Below are 15,501 nucleotides of genomic sequence, written 5' to 3'. Positions count from 1 at the left end.
GAGAGGATCGTATGACCAACACAGCCATATTAGACAATCCAGCCGCTTGTTTTCCATTGATGCCCAGAAGGGGAGTGCTGGTTGGTATCTTAATCGCCATTTTATTGCATACCAGTCTGATATGGCTGTTTAACCGACATACTTCATATGATGATGACGCGGCACATCATATCAACAATAACGCTTCTACTATGGGGTTATCCATTACGATGGTTGCTGCCCCATCGTGGGAAAATAAGCCAGAGCCTGTTTCTCCTCCATCTCCACGTTTGTCCGCACCGGAATCACCAACAAAACCAGAACTTGTACTGGATAGAGCCATTCACCCTGAAAATAAGGTAGCAAAACCGCCAACGGCCGATAAGCCTAAGAAACGCCAAAAGCAGCCGAAAGAAAAACCGCAAGAAGTGGCAGAAAAGAAAACCACCCAATCACCACAGGTAGAGAAAGGCAATCAGACAGAGCAGGAAACGCACGGTAACGATCAGGCTAATTCAGAAGGCAGTATGAGCCGCGCGGCAACATCACAACCTTTGGTGGGACAAGGAAATAGTGAAGTAGACAATTATTCGGCAAGACTGCGGCAAGAAATAGAACGCCATAAACGCTATCCTCGCAGGGCAAAGAGGATGAAACAACAAGGTATAGTCACAGTCAGCTTTACCCTGCTAGGTGACGGCACCTTAACTGCCGCCAAGGTCGTTAATTCCTCCGGCAATAGCACACTGGATAATGCCGCACTTGATGCGATCAATAGTGCCAATTCAGTTGGCCCTATACCAGCAGGTATAGAGCCTAATGTTATGCTGACACTTGATTTTACATTGAGGTAAGTCTCATCTCTCGCTCCCAATCGGGGCGAGGATTAATTGTCATTGTGACTAATTAGTTAACTCAAACCACAATAATATAATCAAAATACAAGAAACATAGTCATTTATTGGAATAATATATGATATAAAAATCCGTTACAGATAAAAAACTCATTAATTTAAATATGTATTTTTTTAATAAATTTAGTTAGTTATTTCTCTTTGGATGGAAATTCCCTGCAACAATGGAGTCTATTGGTTATTGCAGTTATAGCATTGTTTATCTTTATATGGCATGAGTTAAAAACACCAGAGCCAATTGTTGAATTCCATTTTTTCCGCAAAATGCGTTTTGTTTCTGCACTACTTGCAACATTTTTTCTCGCTTTTTTCTATTGCACAATTCTGCTTACATTACCTATGTTTTTCGCAGGACAATTGGGGAAAAATGATATTGAGATAGGGATGTTCTTATTACCAGCTACAATCATGTTTGCCTTAACATCTCCTTGGGTAGGTAATCATAGTGAAAAATTTGGCCCGCAACGGATCATTTTAATTGGCTTGCTACTGTTTGTGGCCTCTGCCATTTTCCTTGCTCTCGCCTCAACACAGGTAAATGCTTGGTGGTTCATTATCCCACTGTTGCCATGGGAACCTCTTGGACTATTCATAATGTAGGGGGAGCTTGTGGTATCGCTTTCGCTGTATTTTTGTTAGCCCGCTTCAATACATTGCTCCAAGGTTATCAAACTCTAATGTTATTTTTGGCTGGACTTGCATTAGCCTTTGCCTTCATCTGTTATTTTCTTAATCGAAAATAATTTCAGTGGCTCGCTATGAAAAAATAAAGCGTTATCAGATTAATGACAAAGCGCTGGTATTTTATCCAGCGCCTTACTTTAATTAGGTTTTATTCACTCAGCAATCTTACTTCCCGATACAGAAACTAAAAATGTAAACCACTCAACGTGTTAGAAGGATAGCCTATTGAAGACTGGCCATAGCTATAGTGATATCCAAAATATGTTGGAATGTTCCCGCCACCTGATCGCTACGATCTCAAAGAATATGAGTAGGGCCTGTTGATTTTTTAAGTTCATAATTTAATCAACCCACATCGGTAACCAAATAATGATAAACTCCAGCGCTAACAGGCTGGCATAATTTCGCTCAAGCTTGTTGTATCTTATTGCTATTGCACGAAAATGTTTAATTCTGGCGAACACATTTTCGACTAAATGGCGATAACGATATAAACATTTATCAATCTGATTTTCGACTGTTTTTCCGGTAGGGAATAACCCGTATCTCTCCTTTCTGTTTGATATGCGGTCATGCTCCCAATGATTAGATCTTGTGATAAACTCCCTACTTTTTATTCTGGGTGAGATATGGCTAAAGTGGAGGTAATTTGTCGTTACTGTCATAAAACAGACGAGGTTAAAGGGCATGGAAAAGGACGTACTGGACATCCTCGTTATCACTGCTATGCCTGTCGCAAAACCTTCCAACTGCACTATACCTATCAAGCCTGCCATCCCGGTATGAAAGAGCGAATTATTGATATGGACATGAATAACGCCGGTGTTAGGGACACGGCTCGGGTTCTGAACGTCGGCATTAACACCGTCATTCGCACATTAAAAAGCTCACACCAAGACAAGTAACTACGCTGCCGCTTGCGGGCAGTGAGATTCATTTTGTTTGTGAAATAGACGAGCAGTGGTCCTTTGTCGGTAATAAGAAAAATCAACGCTGGCTCTCTTGTCTCCTTTTACTATCCGGTTTTACTGTACAGATGATTATGCCGTTTACGATTGTCTGCCTAAAGAAAAACACCTCACGGGAAAGAAATTTACCCAACGTATTGAGAGAACAAATCTTACGCTTCGTATCCGGATAAAGAGGCTGAATAGAAAGACAATAGGTTATTCCAAATCCGAAGAGATGCATGACAAAGTGGTCGGTACGTTCATTGAGCGTGAATACTATCTTTCATAACAGATCTAACTATTGGGAGCATGACCATTAAACGAGCTAGGTCAGCGGATCATGCTCTCTCCACAGTGGTTTTCATCACATTTGCGTTTTATTGCATTGAAAAATCCAATCACAAGATGCTGATTGTGAGTGATTTTCAATCATTAACACTGGGTTTTATCACTTTTGTTTACCCTACCATGATTATGATTTTTCTCAACTTACTTGAGTTTAAACGAAATTTTTTAGCTTATAGGGCCGTCAAGTTCATTAAACCGCGTTTTCATGTTAACCCTCTTAATGCCGTTCAGATTCACTGGACTGTGAATAACGCGCTATTTTTATACCTGAGACAGAATAACCCAAAGGCGGTAGTCAATGGATATAAATTATGGGCGATGGGTCAGTTCCGCTGCGTTGGTGGCAACGGTATTGGCGAGTGTGTTGTTAATCGTGAAAATTTTTGCCTGGTGGTTGACGGGATCGGTGAGTTTATTGGCGGCGCTGGTGGATTCATTGGTTGATTTGGCTGCTTCCTTGACGAATTTTTTTGTTGTGCGCTATTCACTTCAACCTGCTGATGAAGAACATACTTTTGGACACGGTAAGGCTGAGTCGCTGGCGGCTTTAGCGCAAAGTATGTTTATTTCTGGTTCGGCAATTTTCCTGTTTTTGACCGGCTTCCAGCATCTGTATTCCCCTAAGCCATTGGAACACGCGACGATAGGCATATGGGTCATCGTCATTGCTTTGGTCTCCACAATATGTTTAGTCATGTTTCAGAAATGGGTGATCAGTAAAACGCAAAGTCAGGCAATCCGTGCGGATATGCTGCATTATAAATCCGACCTGTTAATGAATGGGGCGATTTTGCTGGCGTTGCTTTTGAGTCTGTATGGTTTTAAACGCGCAGATGCCCTCTTTGCTTTGGGGATTGGGGGCTATATTCTCTATAGTGCGTTACGGATGGGCTATGATGCTGTACAGTCTTTGCTTGATCGCGCCTTGCCAGATGAAGAGCGACAGGAGATTATTGAGATCATCCAAAATTATCCAGGTATAGCCGGTGGACATGATCTGCGGACTCGTCAATCAGGTCCAACTCGTTTTATCCAGTTCCATCTGGAGATAGATGATAATTTGCCATTGGTGCAAGCTCATGCTCTGGCAGATGGGATTGAAAATAAATTGCGGAGTAGATTCCCAGGTGCCGATATTATTATTCACCAAGATCCCTGCTCTGTTGTGTCTGAAGAGCATAAAAACCGCTGGGATTGAAGGGGAATTTATTCATAATCAAAAGAACATCAAAAAACAGACATAATCTTGATGCAGACTGGGTGTTTTTCCGTATTATAGTTAGAGTTGAATCAATTCAGCTAATGCAGTGACAATCAGGTTTCTCAAATATTATATCTACAAGTCAGAGGTCATCATGATCAACAAGATTAAAAGAATCGGAGTCTTAACGAGTGGCGGTGATGCGCCTGGCATGAACGCCGCTATTCGTGGTGTTGTTCGTGCCGCTTTAACCGAAGGGTTGGAAGTCTATGGTATTTATGATGGCTATCTGGGGTTGTATGAAAACCGCATGAAGAAGCTTGATCGCTTTAGTGTTTCCGACATGATTAACCGCGGTGGTACGTTTTTGGGATCAGCCCGCTTCCCAGAGTTCAGGGATGATAAGGTTCGGGAAATTGCTATTGAAAACATGCGCAAAAATGGGATTGATGCGTTGGTGGTGATTGGAGGGGATGGATCTTATTTGGGGGCGAAAAAGCTGACCGAAGCAGGTTTCCCTTGTATTGGTTTGCCTGGAACGATTGACAACGACGTTGCGGGTACAGATTACACCATTGGTTATTTCACGGCGTTAGAAACGGTGGTTGAAGCGATTGACCGTTTGCGTGATACATCAACTTCCCACAAACGAATTTCGATTGTTGAAGTGATGGGACGTTATTGTGGTGATTTAACTTTGTCAGCGGCAATCGCGGGTGGATGCGAGTTTATTGTTCTGCCTGAAAATGAAGTTCCGTTCGATCGTGAGGAATTGCTGGTTGAAATTAAAGCAGGGATTGAAAAAGGCAAGCGTCACGCGATTGTAGCTATAACTGAACATGTTTGTGATGTCGCTGAGCTGGCGAGATATATTGAGGCAGAAACCCACCATGAAACCCGTGCGACGGTATTAGGACATATCCAGCGTGGTGGTGCGCCTGTCGCTTATGACCGCATTCTTGCTTCCCGTATGGGGGCATACTCTGTTCAACTGCTGCTGGAAGGGCACGGCGGTCGTTGTGTTGGTATCCAGAACGAGAAACTTGTTCATCACGATATCATTGATGCAGTGCAAAATATGCAGCGTGTCTTTAAGAAAGAGTGGCTGGAAACCGCGAAGAAACTCTACTAATCCTTTCTTATCTGTAAGATCCTCTTGTGGAGACAGCCATATGCTCTGGCTGTCTCGTTCCTCATATTCTTCTTATGCATAAGCAGAAATTTAAAATTATTTCTGCGTCATAACACTTTCTGTCAGTTTTTATGGAGAAATCATAATAACTTAGGGGAAATATTATCGTGGATGCAAGGGGTATAAATAGAGGCTCAAGATGGGCGATGACAAAAGAGTATGTGGTATCGGCGTTATTCTTGGTGGCGTTGGCGATAACCAACAGTGCATGGGCAAAAGAGCGGCAATTATTGAACGTCTCCTATGATCCGACACGTGAATTTTACCAGCAGTATGATGAGGCATTCCGCGAATACTGGCATAACAAAACGGGGGATGATGTAAAAATCCGCCAATCACATGGCGGTTCAGGCAAGCAAGCAACTTCTGTTATCAATGGTCTTCAGGCGGATGTTGTGACGTTGGCACTGGCTTATGATGTGAATGCCATTGCAGAGCATGGGCGCATTGATAAGAATTGGATTCAGCGCCTGCCAGATAATTCAGCACCTTATACATCAACCATTGTCTTTTTAGTGAGAAAAGGAAACCCTAAACAGATAAAGGATTGGTCGGATTTAATTCGTCCAGATGTTGCGGTGGTTACGCCGAATCCGAAAACTTCTGGTGGAGCACGTTGGAATTATCTGGCTGCCTGGGGATATGGTCTGGCGCATAACAACCAAGATCAGGCTAAAGCTAAAGAATTCGTGAAAGCACTTTATAAAAATGTTGAAGTGCTGGATTCCGGCGCACGCGGTGCAACGAATACGTTTGTGGAGCGCGGAATTGGTGATGTATTGATTGCCTGGGAAAACGAAGCGTTACTGGCAATTAATGCGTTGGACAAGGGCAAGTTTGAAATTGTGACGCCGAGCATTTCTATTCTGGCAGAGCCAACGGTTTCTGTTGTCGATAAGGTGGTTGATAAGCGAGGAACGCGTGAGCTGGCAACAGCATATCTGAAATATCTTTATTCTCCGGTTGGGCAGGAGATTGCCGCCAGAAACTATTATCGTCCTCGTGATAAAGCAATTGCAGAAAAATACCACGCGGTTTTTCCTGATTTGAAGCTTTTTACGATTGATGAGGTTTTTGGTGGTTGGGAGAACGCTCAGAAAAAACATTTTGCCACAGGCGGAACATTTGACGACATTATCCGGCGTTAATCATTAAACTCATTTTGGATAGAAAACCGCCACAAGTGATACTGCGTGGCGGTTCTGTCTTGATTAAAAGCTTACGCTTTTTTCGCTTCTGCTGCGGCTTTTACGATAACAGCAAAGGCATCAGCTTTCAGTGATGCGCCACCGACCAGAGCACCGTCGATATCCGGTTGGGTGAACAGCTCTGCTGCATTGCTGGCGTTAACTGAACCGCCATATTGAATAATGACCTGTTCAGCGATAGCTGCATCCTGTTTGGCGATATGGTCACGGATAAATTTATGGATGGCCTGAGCCTGAGCAGGTGTGGCGGATTTGCCTGTGCCGATTGCCCAAACTGGCTCATAAGCAATAACCGTATCTTTGAATGCTTCCGCGCCCAGCGTGTTGAGAACGGCATCGATTTGTCGCGCGCAAACAGCTTCAGTCTGACCGGCTTCATTTTCTTGTTCAGTTTCGCCAATGCACAGGACAGGGATCAAGCCTTGCTCTTTCAGGATTGCGAATTTCTTCGCGATGAATTCGTCGCTTTCTTTGTGGTAAGTGCGGCGTTCAGAGTGGCCGATAATGATATATTTTGCCCCGACGTCTTTCAGCATTTCTGCGGAGGTTTCGCCCGTAAAGGCACCAGAAAGATTGACGCCAGTATCTTGTGCACCCAGAGCGATACGGCTACCAGCCAGGGCATTTTTTGCCAGAGAAACATAAACTGTTGGTGGTGCGATAGCGACGTCACAGCCGTCAACGTTGCTCAGTTCTTTACGCAGGCCTGCAATCAGGTCGTTAACCATGTGGGTACTGCCATTTAATTTCCAGTTACCCATAACTAATGGATGTCGCATATTTTTCCCTCCAACCAGAAAATAATCAAATTGCGAACTGAATGAATATTCTTTCTTTGAATGACATTATGGTGGTGTCATTCCCTGTAAGTGGAATCCCGACAGTATAAAGATCATCAACGCGAATAGCTCTGCGTTGTGTCACTAATTTTCATTTGCTGCTGTGTCAGATAACGATAGCTTAATCGGTTCAATTGCGAAGGTCATTATATTTTCGCTGCTGTTTACGATGATATAGCGCATTGCTCCCATTTTTTGACTGAAAGCAGTTCGGTTTTCTGCTGTCTGCAAAAGCCTTTCCAATTGAATGTTGGCTTGTTCAGGAGAAAAGGTCGGTTCGAATTGGCTGATCAGGGCTGTGATATATTGCTTTGCCAGTATACGGTTTTGTTCATCTTCTCGTTTATTTTGTGATGGCAGCAAGGTAATTTGCAGACTTTTAATTTTTTCGCTGCCTCGTTCCAGTACCGCTGAAGAGTAAATTTTGTCATTGATTTTACTGGCGGCACGGATGAAAGGTTGAGAAATATCTGTGCTTGCAATCACCCGATATTCGTACAGAGGAGTATCCGGGTGTTTTTTGTTGAATTTCTCCCGAAAGACAGGGATGGTGTCTTCGAAAGTAGGGGAATCTGGCAGCAGATACATTAACGGTGAGTTTATTTCTGGTGTGACTGAAGACTCATCGGCAGCGGCTGAGAATGGTAAACCGATGCTAAAAGCGATTAAAATTGTCACCAGAAGTTTATTTATGCCTGTTTTCATTTTAATTACTCACTGAGTTAAATCCTGGAAAAACAGCATCCACAATTGGAAAAGAGTACATGACATTACAACAATGGGGATTTTCATTCAAAGGCCGAATTGGAAGGCGAGAGTTTTGGATCGGCATAGCTATTTGTTTCGCCTTGATCTTTATCCTTCTGACACTGCATGGAATGGATCTCCTCCCCATGAATTATGCGGCGGTCGGTGTTGCTTTGCTATTGTATCCAACTGCGGCAATTTTTTCGAAGCGCCTGCATGACCGGAATAAACGGGGTGGCTGGATGTTACTATGTGTACTGGCCTGGATATTGTTGTCCCTTGACTGGAACGCAATGGCACCAATATGGCAGTGGGGAATTGGTCGTTTTGTTCCAACCCTGATTTTTGTCATGATGATATTGGATTGTGGTGTATTCCGTGGTACAGAAGGCGCTAATCGTTTTGGTGAGATGGCAGAAACGGTTGATTATATTTCTGCCAAGGAAAACTGATTACCAGTATTGCTCGCTGGTGATATGGCCTGGTTTACGACGCAGATGTTTTGCCATATTACGCTGCTCTTTTAGTAGTTGCTGGGTATCCCTGACCATTTGGGGATTCCCGCACAGCATGACATGGCTGTTTTCTGCCTGAATGGGTAAACCAACAGCCGATTCCAATTCGCCATTTTCAATTAATGCTGGAATTCTGCCCATAAGTGAATTTGGCCATTTTTCTCGGCTGACGATGGTCTGTATTCTCAGTTTACCCTGAAATTTTTTCTCTAATTCTTGCATCATCGGTAAATAGCTTAAATCCGTTCCCCATCTGGCAGCATGAACCAAAACGATATTTTCGAATCGTTCCAGATCGGTTCCTTGCTGGAGGATGGAAAGGTAAGGTCCAATAGCGGTGCCAGTGGAAAGCATCCAGAGTGTTTGGCAGTCAGGGATCTCATCAAGAACGAAAAAACCAGCCGCTTTCTCTGTTACCAGTAATTCATCACCAATTTTTAGTGCAGCCAATCGAGGACTGAGTTTTCCTTCAGGAACGGTAACCAAATAAAATTCCAGATTATTGTCATCGGGAGCGTTGACATAGGAATAAGCCCGTTGGATACGTTCCTCCCCAATTTTTAGGGCAAGTTTTGCAAATTGTCCGGCAGTGAATTTTTCTATTGGTGCATGAATTTTGATGCTGAAAAGCGAATCAGTCCAGTTGGTTATGTCGGTAACTTTTCCTGTAACCCAGTTTGTCATTACGATTAACCTCTCTACACAAATTGATGATTTTTTGTAACGATTCTACGTGATTACATGAGATAGAATTATCGATTACGTGTTACAGTTCGATTAACTGGGTTTTTGCCAATATCATGGTCTAATATGTACATTTTTATTGACATATATGGGTGATATATCTGTAATTTTTTCTTCATATAAAATTGTATACTGCAAAGAAAAAATATAGATTTACCAAATGATCTATCTATACCAACCCAACTCCAAGTTGCAGCTTGCAAATCAAGGTGATTGTTTATATCTCCCCGCTAGCGGGGAGATATAAGACGCATCTTGAAAGGCGATTGGTATAGTGAAGTTAATTATCAGGTTCTTTATTAAGGGCTTGAGGGGTTCACTATGGCTGTTTGTAATGAGTGGTTGAATAAAGTGCGATGAAAAAAATAGAACACTTTAATTTATTGTTGATGTTAATTGCCCTGGCCGCTGTAGGGCAGATGACGCAAACAATCTATGTACCAGTTATTGCTGATATGGCAAGTGATCTTAATAAACCAGCGGGAGAAGTTCAGCAGGTGATGGCGGCATATCTGTTTTCTTACGGATTTTCACAACTTTTTTATGGGCCGCTATCTGACAAGGTGGGACGTCGTCCTGTAATTTTGGTCGGCATGTCGATTTATCTGGGGGCAACGATATGTGCCCTGTTTGCTCCAAACTTGCTGGTACTGGTGATTGCGAGTGCATTACAGGGATTGGGCACTGGCGTGGCAGGCGTAATGGTGCGTACTATGCCGCGGGATTTATATACTGGCATGACGTTACGTTATGCCAATAGCTTGCTGAATATGGCTATATTGGTTAGTCCTCTGGCCGCTCCCATGATTGGCGGAATGATTGCTCACTATTTTGGTTGGCGATCCTGCTACTTATTTCTATTGATGTTAGGGGCTGTCGTTGCTTTCTTACTGGCCCGGCATTTACCGGAGACTCGTCCCACAGGGACTGCACATAGCACGATGCTGGTTTCTTTCCACCAATTACTCTCGCAGGGTTCTTTTGTTTCTTACCTGATCATGTTGGTGGGTGGTCTGGCTGGGATTGCCGTTTTTGAAGCCAGTAGCGGTGTATTGATGGGCGCTGTTTTGGGGTTGGATAGCCTGACAGTTAGCATCTTGTTTATTCTGCCAATCCCAGCGGCGTTTTTTGGGGCATGGTATGCGGGACGAGAAGGGAAAACATTTTATCGGCTCATGTGGCGCTCTGTGACCTGTTGCTTGCTGGCGGGTATCTTGATGTGGTTGCCTGGTTGGTTTGGCATCATGAATATCTGGACCTTGTTGATACCGGCTGCATTGTTCTTTTTTGGCGCAGGTATGTTGTTCCCACTCGCAACGACGGGAGCGATGGAACCCTTCCCTTATCTGGCAGGAGCAGCGGGTGCTTTGGTCGGGGGATTACAGAATGTCGGTTCAGGTGTGGCAACATGGCTGTCGGCGATGCTACCGCAAAATAGCCAATTTAGTGTTGGGATGTTGATGTTTTCCATGTCATTGTTGATTTTGTTTTGTTGGCTGCCTATTTCACAGCGGTTCCAGCGTCAAGAACATACGGCTTTGTAGAAACGATAGTGTTTAAAAAAGCTCTGGCAACAATCTTAGATGCCAGAGCCTTTATCTCACTTGCTCAATATCTTGCGGTTAAGCGCGATCTTCCCATTCTTGGGCGCGGGCAACGGCTTTTTTCCAGCCATTGTATTTATAGTTGCGTTCAGTTGTTTCGATACTTGGACGGAATTCTTTTTCGACTACCGCCTTACTTTTCACTTCATCTAAATCTCGCCAGAAACCAACGGCTAAACCTGCAAGGAAAGCCGCGCCTAAAGCTGTGCTCTCACGTACTTCAGGGCGCTCTACCCGAGTGCCAAGAATATCGGACTGGAATTGCATCAGGAAGTTGTTGGCGACAGCACCACCATCGACGCGTAGGGCTTGCAGGCGAGTTCCTGCATCAGCTTGCATAGCGTCCAAAACATCGCGGGTTTGGTAAGCGATGGATTCTAATGTAGCACGAATAATGTGGTTGCTATTAGCGCCGCGGGTCAGGCCAAAAATAGCGCCACGGGCGTAAGGGTCCCAATATGGTGCGCCAAGGCCAGTAAAAGCAGGAACAACATAAACACCATTGCTGTCTTTGACCTTGGTCGCGAAGTATTCTGAATCTGCGGCATCTGCAATGAGTTTCAGTTCATCACGCAACCATTGAATGGATGCGCCACCAACAAAGACGGCACCTTCCAGTGCATAATTAACTTCACCGCGTGGGCCACAACAAACAGTTGTCAACAGGCCATGATTAGAGCGTACTGCGTCTTTGCCGGTGTTCATGAGCAGGAAGCAGCCAGTGCCGTAAGTATTTTTTGCCATTCCGGGGCTTACACACAGTTGCCCGTATAAAGCGGCTTGCTGGTCGCCTGCGATACCCGCGATAGGAATACGAGTGCCGCCTTTACCGCCGATATTGGTTTGGCCATAGATCTCCGAGGACGCGGCCACTTTAGGCAGCATCACGCGAGGTATGCCTAACTCTTCAAGGATTTTTTGATCCCATTCCAGATTATGGATATTAAACAGCATGGTGCGGGAGGCATTAGTGTAATCGGTCACATGTACGCGCCCCTGAGTCATTTTCCAGACTAGCCATGTGTCGACTGTACCGAATAAAAGTTCACCATTTTCAGCACGCTGACGGGCGCCTTCAATGTTGTCCAAAATCCATTTTATTTTCGTACCGGAGAAGTAAGGATCAAGCACCAAACCTGTATTATGGCGGATGTATTCTTCCAGCCCCTCTTTTTGTTTCAGTTTGGTGCAAATATCTGCTGTTCGGCGACATTGCCATACAATCGCGTTATAAATCGGTTTACCGGTTTCTTTTTCCCAGATAATAGTTGTTTCTCGTTGGTTTGTAATACCAATGCTGGCGATTTCATCAGAGCGAATATCAGCTTTTGCCAAGACTTCAACTAAGGTAGAGCTTTGGCTTGCCCAGATTTCCATTGGATCGTGTTCCACCCAGCCAGGCTTGGGATAGATTTGTGGGAATTCACGCTGTGAGATGCAGACAATATTGGCATTGTGATCAAGTACAACGGCGCGTGAACTGGTCGTGCCCTGATCCAGAGCAACAATATATTTTTTTTCTGTAGTATTTTCTGTTGTCATAACTATAACCTGGTTTTATGTATTTTAAATCTCGCGCGGTAAATGGCGAGTAATCAGTTTGCGGTAGCCAAAAGCACCTAAAATCGCGCCAACGATAGGGGCTACCAACGGAACAAGGCAATAAGGAATATCTCGGCCTCCGGTTAGGGCAATGTCTCCCCAGCCGGTCAAGTAAGCAACTAATTTGGGGCCGAAATCACGGGCTGGGTTCAGGGCAAATCCAGTCAGTGGGCCAAACGAGCCACCGATAACCGCAATAAGAATCCCGATTAACAAAGGTGCTAATGGTCCTCGTGGGATGCCATTACCATCATCGGTCAGGGACAGGATCAGGCATAACAGAACGGCCGCGATAATAACTTCAACGATAAACGCATGAAACACGGAGATCTGGGCAGCGGGGTAAGTGGAGAAAACCCCCGCAGTAAAGAGGCTTTCCTGCGAGCCGCGAACGATGTTGTGGACTTGCTCATAATCGAGGAACAGGTTGTAATACATCATGTAGATAATGAGTGCCGCGACAAAGCCACCGAGCATTTGGGCAATGATATAAGGTAGCACTTTTTTTCTGTCAAAATTGGCAAATAGGCATAATGCAATGGTCACTGCGGGGTTAAGATGTGCGCCTGAAATGCCGGCAGTGAGATAAACTGCCAGGGCAACACCAAAGCCCCAGATAATGCTGATTTCCCATAAACCCAGTTGTGCTCCGGCGATTCGGGCAGCAGCAACACAGCCTAAGCCAAAAAAAACGAGCAACGCAGTACCGAGAAATTCGGAAATGCATTGACCTGATAAGGTTGGAGTTGTGGTCTGGCTCATTTCTATATCCTATAAAAAAGTACAGGGAAGAGATTAATTATTAGTCATTTCTTATGTGTTAAGAAAAAGGTGTCTGTGAATTTATCGTTAATGCGCGTAAACGAGAAATAGCGAAATTGAAATCTGCGTGTTGCGTCAACAAAATGAGCGAATTCGCATTTATTTGCAGTTTTATTGAGCTTGGAAATGTGATCTTACAGACATTTGGGTTTGGTCATTATATTTCGCGTTATGCCGCACATTGCAAGGATGAAACTAGACAGATGTTAATAGGCTAAATACAATCAACAACATTGCTTACAAGAGGGGCCTTAGAATGTCATTTGAAGTTTTTGAGAAGCTAGAATCTAAAGTTCAGCAGGCGATTGATACCATCACTTTGCTGCAAATGGAAATTGAAGAATTAAAAGAAAAGAATGCCGTTTTATCTCAGGATGTCCAGAATATGGCAGATAGCCGTGATTCTCTGGTACGTGAAAATGAGCAGCTCAAACAAGAACAATCGGCATGGCAAGAACGCTTACGCACACTGTTGGGTAAGATGGAAGATGTACAATAAGGTATCCAATGGCTTAGCTGAAAAAGGGCGATCATTGCGCCCTTTTTTATATACCTTTAACTGAGCTTTTCATCAATTTCCAGAGGGAAATCGGATAAGACAATGCCAGTATTATCTGCGTAGAGATAGTCACCAGAGAAGAATGTGACGCCACCAAAATTCACTCTGGTATCACTTTCTCCCACCCCTTCGCTATTACAGCCAGCAGGAATAGCAGCCATTGCCTGAATGCCAATATCAAGCTCTGCGAGATAATCAACTTGACGCACTGCGCCATAGACAACAATGCCTTCCCACTCATTATTGACAGCGAGTTGGGCCAGTTCTGCATCAACGAGTGCCTTGCGTACTGATCCACCACCATCAACGAGCAAAATGCGATCATGTCCGTTTTCTTCAAGTAAATCATAAAGGAGGCCATTGTCCTCAAAACATTTCACTGTGATGATTTGACCACCAAATGAAGTACGCCCACCAAAGTTGGTGAAGATAGGCTCTACCACATTTATATCTTCTTGATAGATATCACAAAGTTCGGAAGTATCATATTTCATGGGATTTACGTCTGGTTTATGCAAGGAACGGACAGTATATCCTTTTAAAGCCAGTGTTGGCAAAACCATCAATCTTGAAACCTATGTGTAAAATTGATTCTTACTCACTTAATTAAGTACCAATCCAATGGAAAACAGAATATTGGTCAATAACGCTGCTTTGACCATTTGTACCAATTTGGGACGCATACCTTCAGCGGTTGGATCACGCAGCACTTGCACCGTATGTTTTAACAGCAGAGGAAAAGCAAGCAGAAACAACCAACTAAACCAATTATTTAGGTATAGGAGCGTGAAGGCGACAAGGCAGAACATGGCCGTTAGCAGAACGGCTGCATGGTAGTAGCGAGCCTTTTTTCCTCCTAATCGGACAGCCAACGTATTTTTACCGTTTTGGCGGTCACTTTCGATATCGCGTAGGTTATTAATGTTTAAGACTGCCACAGAAAGTAAGCCACTGGCAGTTGCGGGCAAAACGGTGCTTATGGAAAAAGTACCGGCTTGCAGATAGTAGGTACCAAGAACGCTCAAGTAGCCGAAGAAAATCAGAACAGAAATGTCTCCCAATCCCAGATAGCCATAAGGACGCGTACCCACGGTATAAGTGATAGCGGCGACAATCGCCAGTAATCCCAGGATCAAGAAGCCGATAATGTCGTTTGGGTTATTGCAGGCGACAGCAATCAGGGCACTGCCTGATAAACAAGAGAGTAGTACAGTGAGCTTCAAGGCATTTTTCATCTGCTTTGCGGTAATCAGGCCTTTTTGCATACCACGACTTGGACCAATGCGATTTTCTGTGTCACTGCCTTTGGTGACGTCACCATAATCGTTGGCGAGGTTAGAAAGAATTTGCAGCAGGGCCGCAGTTAATAAAGCCAGTAATGCGACAGGCCATTTGAAATGTCCGGTCCATGACGCAAGGGCTGAACCCGTTATGACGGCAGCAACGGCCAGCGGGAGCGTTTTGGGGCGTAAACTTTCCAGCCATGCCTGCATCTGACTGATAGACGTTGTTGAGCTCATATTGTCACTGTTTGTCATTATGATTGATGTAATAAATTTTATACCATCGAAAATAGCAAAACGGGAGGCTAAA

General features: G+C 44.1%; 15 protein-coding genes and 3 pseudogenes. 10 read left to right on the top strand and 8 right to left on the bottom strand.

From position 1 onward, the window contains the following. The first annotated feature begins 11 nt into the window (after positions 1 to 11). The 3 genes and pseudogenes from WDV75_RS21245 to WDV75_RS22275 form a co-directional block, all read left to right on the top strand. Positions 12 to 833 (top strand): energy transducer TonB, encoded by an 822-nt coding sequence (locus tag WDV75_RS21245; RefSeq protein ID WP_273557836.1) that lies wholly within the window; start codon positions 12 to 14, stop codon positions 831 to 833. A gap of 234 nt (positions 834 to 1,067) precedes the next feature. Further along, positions 1,068 to 1,493, top strand: coding sequence for an MFS transporter (locus tag WDV75_RS21240; protein WP_273557837.1), 426 nt, complete (start codon positions 1,068 to 1,070; stop codon positions 1,491 to 1,493). A 303-nt stretch (positions 1,494 to 1,796) separates the two neighbouring features. Further along, a pseudogene (locus tag WDV75_RS22275) lies at positions 1,797 to 1,901 on the top strand (resolvase); the annotation flags it as partial. A 17-nt stretch (positions 1,902 to 1,918) separates the two neighbouring features. Here the strand turns inward: WDV75_RS22275 and WDV75_RS21235 are convergent. Continuing rightward, a pseudogene (locus tag WDV75_RS21235) lies at positions 1,919 to 2,149 on the bottom strand (transposase); the annotation flags it as partial. A 57-nt stretch (positions 2,150 to 2,206) separates the two neighbouring features. Here WDV75_RS21235 and WDV75_RS21230 point away from each other — a divergent pair. From WDV75_RS21230 to WDV75_RS21215, 4 genes and pseudogenes are all read left to right on the top strand, one after another. Next, positions 2,207 to 2,816, top strand: a pseudogene (locus WDV75_RS21230) (IS1 family transposase). A gap of 357 nt (positions 2,817 to 3,173) precedes the next feature. Continuing rightward, positions 3,174 to 4,073, top strand: a complete 900-nt coding sequence (fieF, locus tag WDV75_RS21225; RefSeq protein ID WP_273557838.1) for a CDF family cation-efflux transporter FieF — start codon at positions 3,174 to 3,176, stop codon at positions 4,071 to 4,073. 157 nt (positions 4,074 to 4,230) lie between these two features. Next, positions 4,231 to 5,208 carry a 6-phosphofructokinase gene (pfkA, locus tag WDV75_RS21220; protein WP_189760047.1) on the top strand — a complete coding sequence of 326 codons (978 nt, stop codon included), beginning with the start codon at positions 4,231 to 4,233 and terminating at the stop codon, positions 5,206 to 5,208. Between the two features lie 206 nt (positions 5,209 to 5,414). Then, positions 5,415 to 6,416 carry a sulfate ABC transporter substrate-binding protein gene (locus tag WDV75_RS21215; protein WP_273557839.1) on the top strand — a complete coding sequence of 334 codons (1,002 nt, stop codon included), beginning with the start codon at positions 5,415 to 5,417 and terminating at the stop codon, positions 6,414 to 6,416. Positions 6,417 to 6,487: 71 nt separating this feature from the next. Here WDV75_RS21215 and tpiA read toward each other — a convergent pair whose 3' ends face one another. Both tpiA and WDV75_RS21205 read right to left on the bottom strand, forming a co-directional pair. Next, positions 6,488 to 7,255 carry a triose-phosphate isomerase gene (tpiA, locus tag WDV75_RS21210; protein ID WP_189760049.1) on the bottom strand — a complete coding sequence of 256 codons (768 nt, stop codon included), beginning with the start codon at positions 7,253 to 7,255 and terminating at the stop codon, positions 6,488 to 6,490. Positions 7,256 to 7,399: 144 nt separating this feature from the next. Continuing rightward, the gene (locus WDV75_RS21205) at positions 7,400 to 8,020 is read right to left on the bottom strand and encodes a DUF1454 family protein (protein ID WP_273557840.1); all 621 of its coding nucleotides are present in this window, start codon (positions 8,018 to 8,020) and stop codon (positions 7,400 to 7,402) included. A gap of 59 nt (positions 8,021 to 8,079) precedes the next feature. Between WDV75_RS21205 and WDV75_RS21200 the strand changes: the two genes are divergently transcribed. After that, entirely contained in the window at positions 8,080 to 8,514 is a 435-nt protein-coding gene (locus tag WDV75_RS21200; protein WP_273557841.1) for a DUF805 domain-containing protein, read from the top strand. Here WDV75_RS21200 and fpr read toward each other — a convergent pair whose 3' ends face one another. Next, positions 8,515 to 9,261: a ferredoxin--NADP(+) reductase gene (fpr, locus tag WDV75_RS21195; RefSeq protein ID WP_273557842.1), complete on the bottom strand. Its 747-nt coding sequence runs from the start codon at positions 9,259 to 9,261 to the stop codon at positions 8,515 to 8,517. It lies immediately after the preceding gene. A 416-nt stretch (positions 9,262 to 9,677) separates the two neighbouring features. Here fpr and emrD point away from each other — a divergent pair, with 416 nt between their 5' ends. After that, positions 9,678 to 10,865: a multidrug efflux MFS transporter EmrD gene (gene emrD, locus WDV75_RS21190; RefSeq protein ID WP_273557843.1), complete on the top strand. Its 1,188-nt coding sequence runs from the start codon at positions 9,678 to 9,680 to the stop codon at positions 10,863 to 10,865. A gap of 78 nt (positions 10,866 to 10,943) precedes the next feature. On the opposite strand, the gene glpK is transcribed toward emrD, so the two are convergent. After that, the gene (gene glpK, locus WDV75_RS21185; protein WP_273557844.1) at positions 10,944 to 12,467 is read right to left on the bottom strand and encodes a glycerol kinase GlpK; all 1,524 of its coding nucleotides are present in this window, start codon (positions 12,465 to 12,467) and stop codon (positions 10,944 to 10,946) included. A gap of 24 nt (positions 12,468 to 12,491) precedes the next feature. Beyond that, complete coding sequence (locus tag WDV75_RS21180; protein WP_189760055.1) at positions 12,492 to 13,289, bottom strand: MIP/aquaporin family protein; 798 nt, start codon at positions 13,287 to 13,289, stop codon at positions 12,492 to 12,494. Positions 13,290 to 13,605: 316 nt separating this feature from the next. On the opposite strand from WDV75_RS21180, the gene zapB reads away from it, so the two are divergent. Then, complete coding sequence (gene zapB, locus WDV75_RS21175; protein WP_099131891.1) at positions 13,606 to 13,848, top strand: cell division protein ZapB; 243 nt, start codon at positions 13,606 to 13,608, stop codon at positions 13,846 to 13,848. A 56-nt stretch (positions 13,849 to 13,904) separates the two neighbouring features. Here zapB and rraA read toward each other — a convergent pair whose 3' ends face one another. Then, a complete protein-coding gene (gene rraA, locus WDV75_RS21170) occupies positions 13,905 to 14,402 on the bottom strand; it encodes a ribonuclease E activity regulator RraA (protein WP_189760017.1) in 498 nt (165 codons plus the stop codon). Positions 14,403 to 14,510: 108 nt separating this feature from the next. Beyond that, complete coding sequence (locus WDV75_RS21165; RefSeq protein ID WP_273557845.1) at positions 14,511 to 15,428, bottom strand: 1,4-dihydroxy-2-naphthoate polyprenyltransferase; 918 nt, start codon at positions 15,426 to 15,428, stop codon at positions 14,511 to 14,513. Positions 15,429 to 15,501: the final 73 nt, after the last annotated feature.

This window comes from Xenorhabdus griffiniae (genome assembly GCF_037265215.1).
Taxonomy (GTDB): domain Bacteria; phylum Pseudomonadota; class Gammaproteobacteria; order Enterobacterales; family Enterobacteriaceae; genus Xenorhabdus; species Xenorhabdus griffiniae.
The sequence above is the reverse complement of the archived record's forward strand: the minus strand, read 5'-3'. Positions and strand labels throughout refer to the sequence as shown.

What these genes read in the sequence shown, in the direction of transcription:
- WDV75_RS21245 (WP_273557836.1), top strand. Translation starts at nt 12, where the DNA reads ATGACCAACACAGCCATATTAGACAATCCAGCCGCTTGTTTTCCATTG.
- fieF (WP_273557838.1), top strand. Translation starts at nt 3,174, where the DNA reads ATGGATATAAATTATGGGCGATGGGTCAGTTCCGCTGCGTTGGTGGCA.
- pfkA (WP_189760047.1), top strand. Translation starts at nt 4,231, where the DNA reads ATGATCAACAAGATTAAAAGAATCGGAGTCTTAACGAGTGGCGGTGAT.
- WDV75_RS21215 (WP_273557839.1), top strand. Translation starts at nt 5,415, where the DNA reads ATGACAAAAGAGTATGTGGTATCGGCGTTATTCTTGGTGGCGTTGGCG.
- tpiA (WP_189760049.1), bottom strand. Translation starts at nt 7,255, where the DNA reads ATGCGACATCCATTAGTTATGGGTAACTGGAAATTAAATGGCAGTACC.
- WDV75_RS21205 (WP_273557840.1), bottom strand. Translation starts at nt 8,020, where the DNA reads ATGAAAACAGGCATAAATAAACTTCTGGTGACAATTTTAATCGCTTTT.
- WDV75_RS21200 (WP_273557841.1), top strand. Translation starts at nt 8,080, where the DNA reads ATGACATTACAACAATGGGGATTTTCATTCAAAGGCCGAATTGGAAGG.
- fpr (WP_273557842.1), bottom strand. Translation starts at nt 9,261, where the DNA reads ATGACAAACTGGGTTACAGGAAAAGTTACCGACATAACCAACTGGACT.
- emrD (WP_273557843.1), top strand. Translation starts at nt 9,678, where the DNA reads ATGAAAAAAATAGAACACTTTAATTTATTGTTGATGTTAATTGCCCTG.
- glpK (WP_273557844.1), bottom strand. Translation starts at nt 12,467, where the DNA reads ATGACAACAGAAAATACTACAGAAAAAAAATATATTGTTGCTCTGGAT.
- WDV75_RS21180 (WP_189760055.1), bottom strand. Translation starts at nt 13,289, where the DNA reads ATGAGCCAGACCACAACTCCAACCTTATCAGGTCAATGCATTTCCGAA.
- zapB (WP_099131891.1), top strand. Translation starts at nt 13,606, where the DNA reads ATGTCATTTGAAGTTTTTGAGAAGCTAGAATCTAAAGTTCAGCAGGCG.
- rraA (WP_189760017.1), bottom strand. Translation starts at nt 14,402, where the DNA reads ATGAAATATGATACTTCCGAACTTTGTGATATCTATCAAGAAGATATA.
- WDV75_RS21165 (WP_273557845.1), bottom strand. Translation starts at nt 15,428, where the DNA reads ATGAGCTCAACAACGTCTATCAGTCAGATGCAGGCATGGCTGGAAAGT.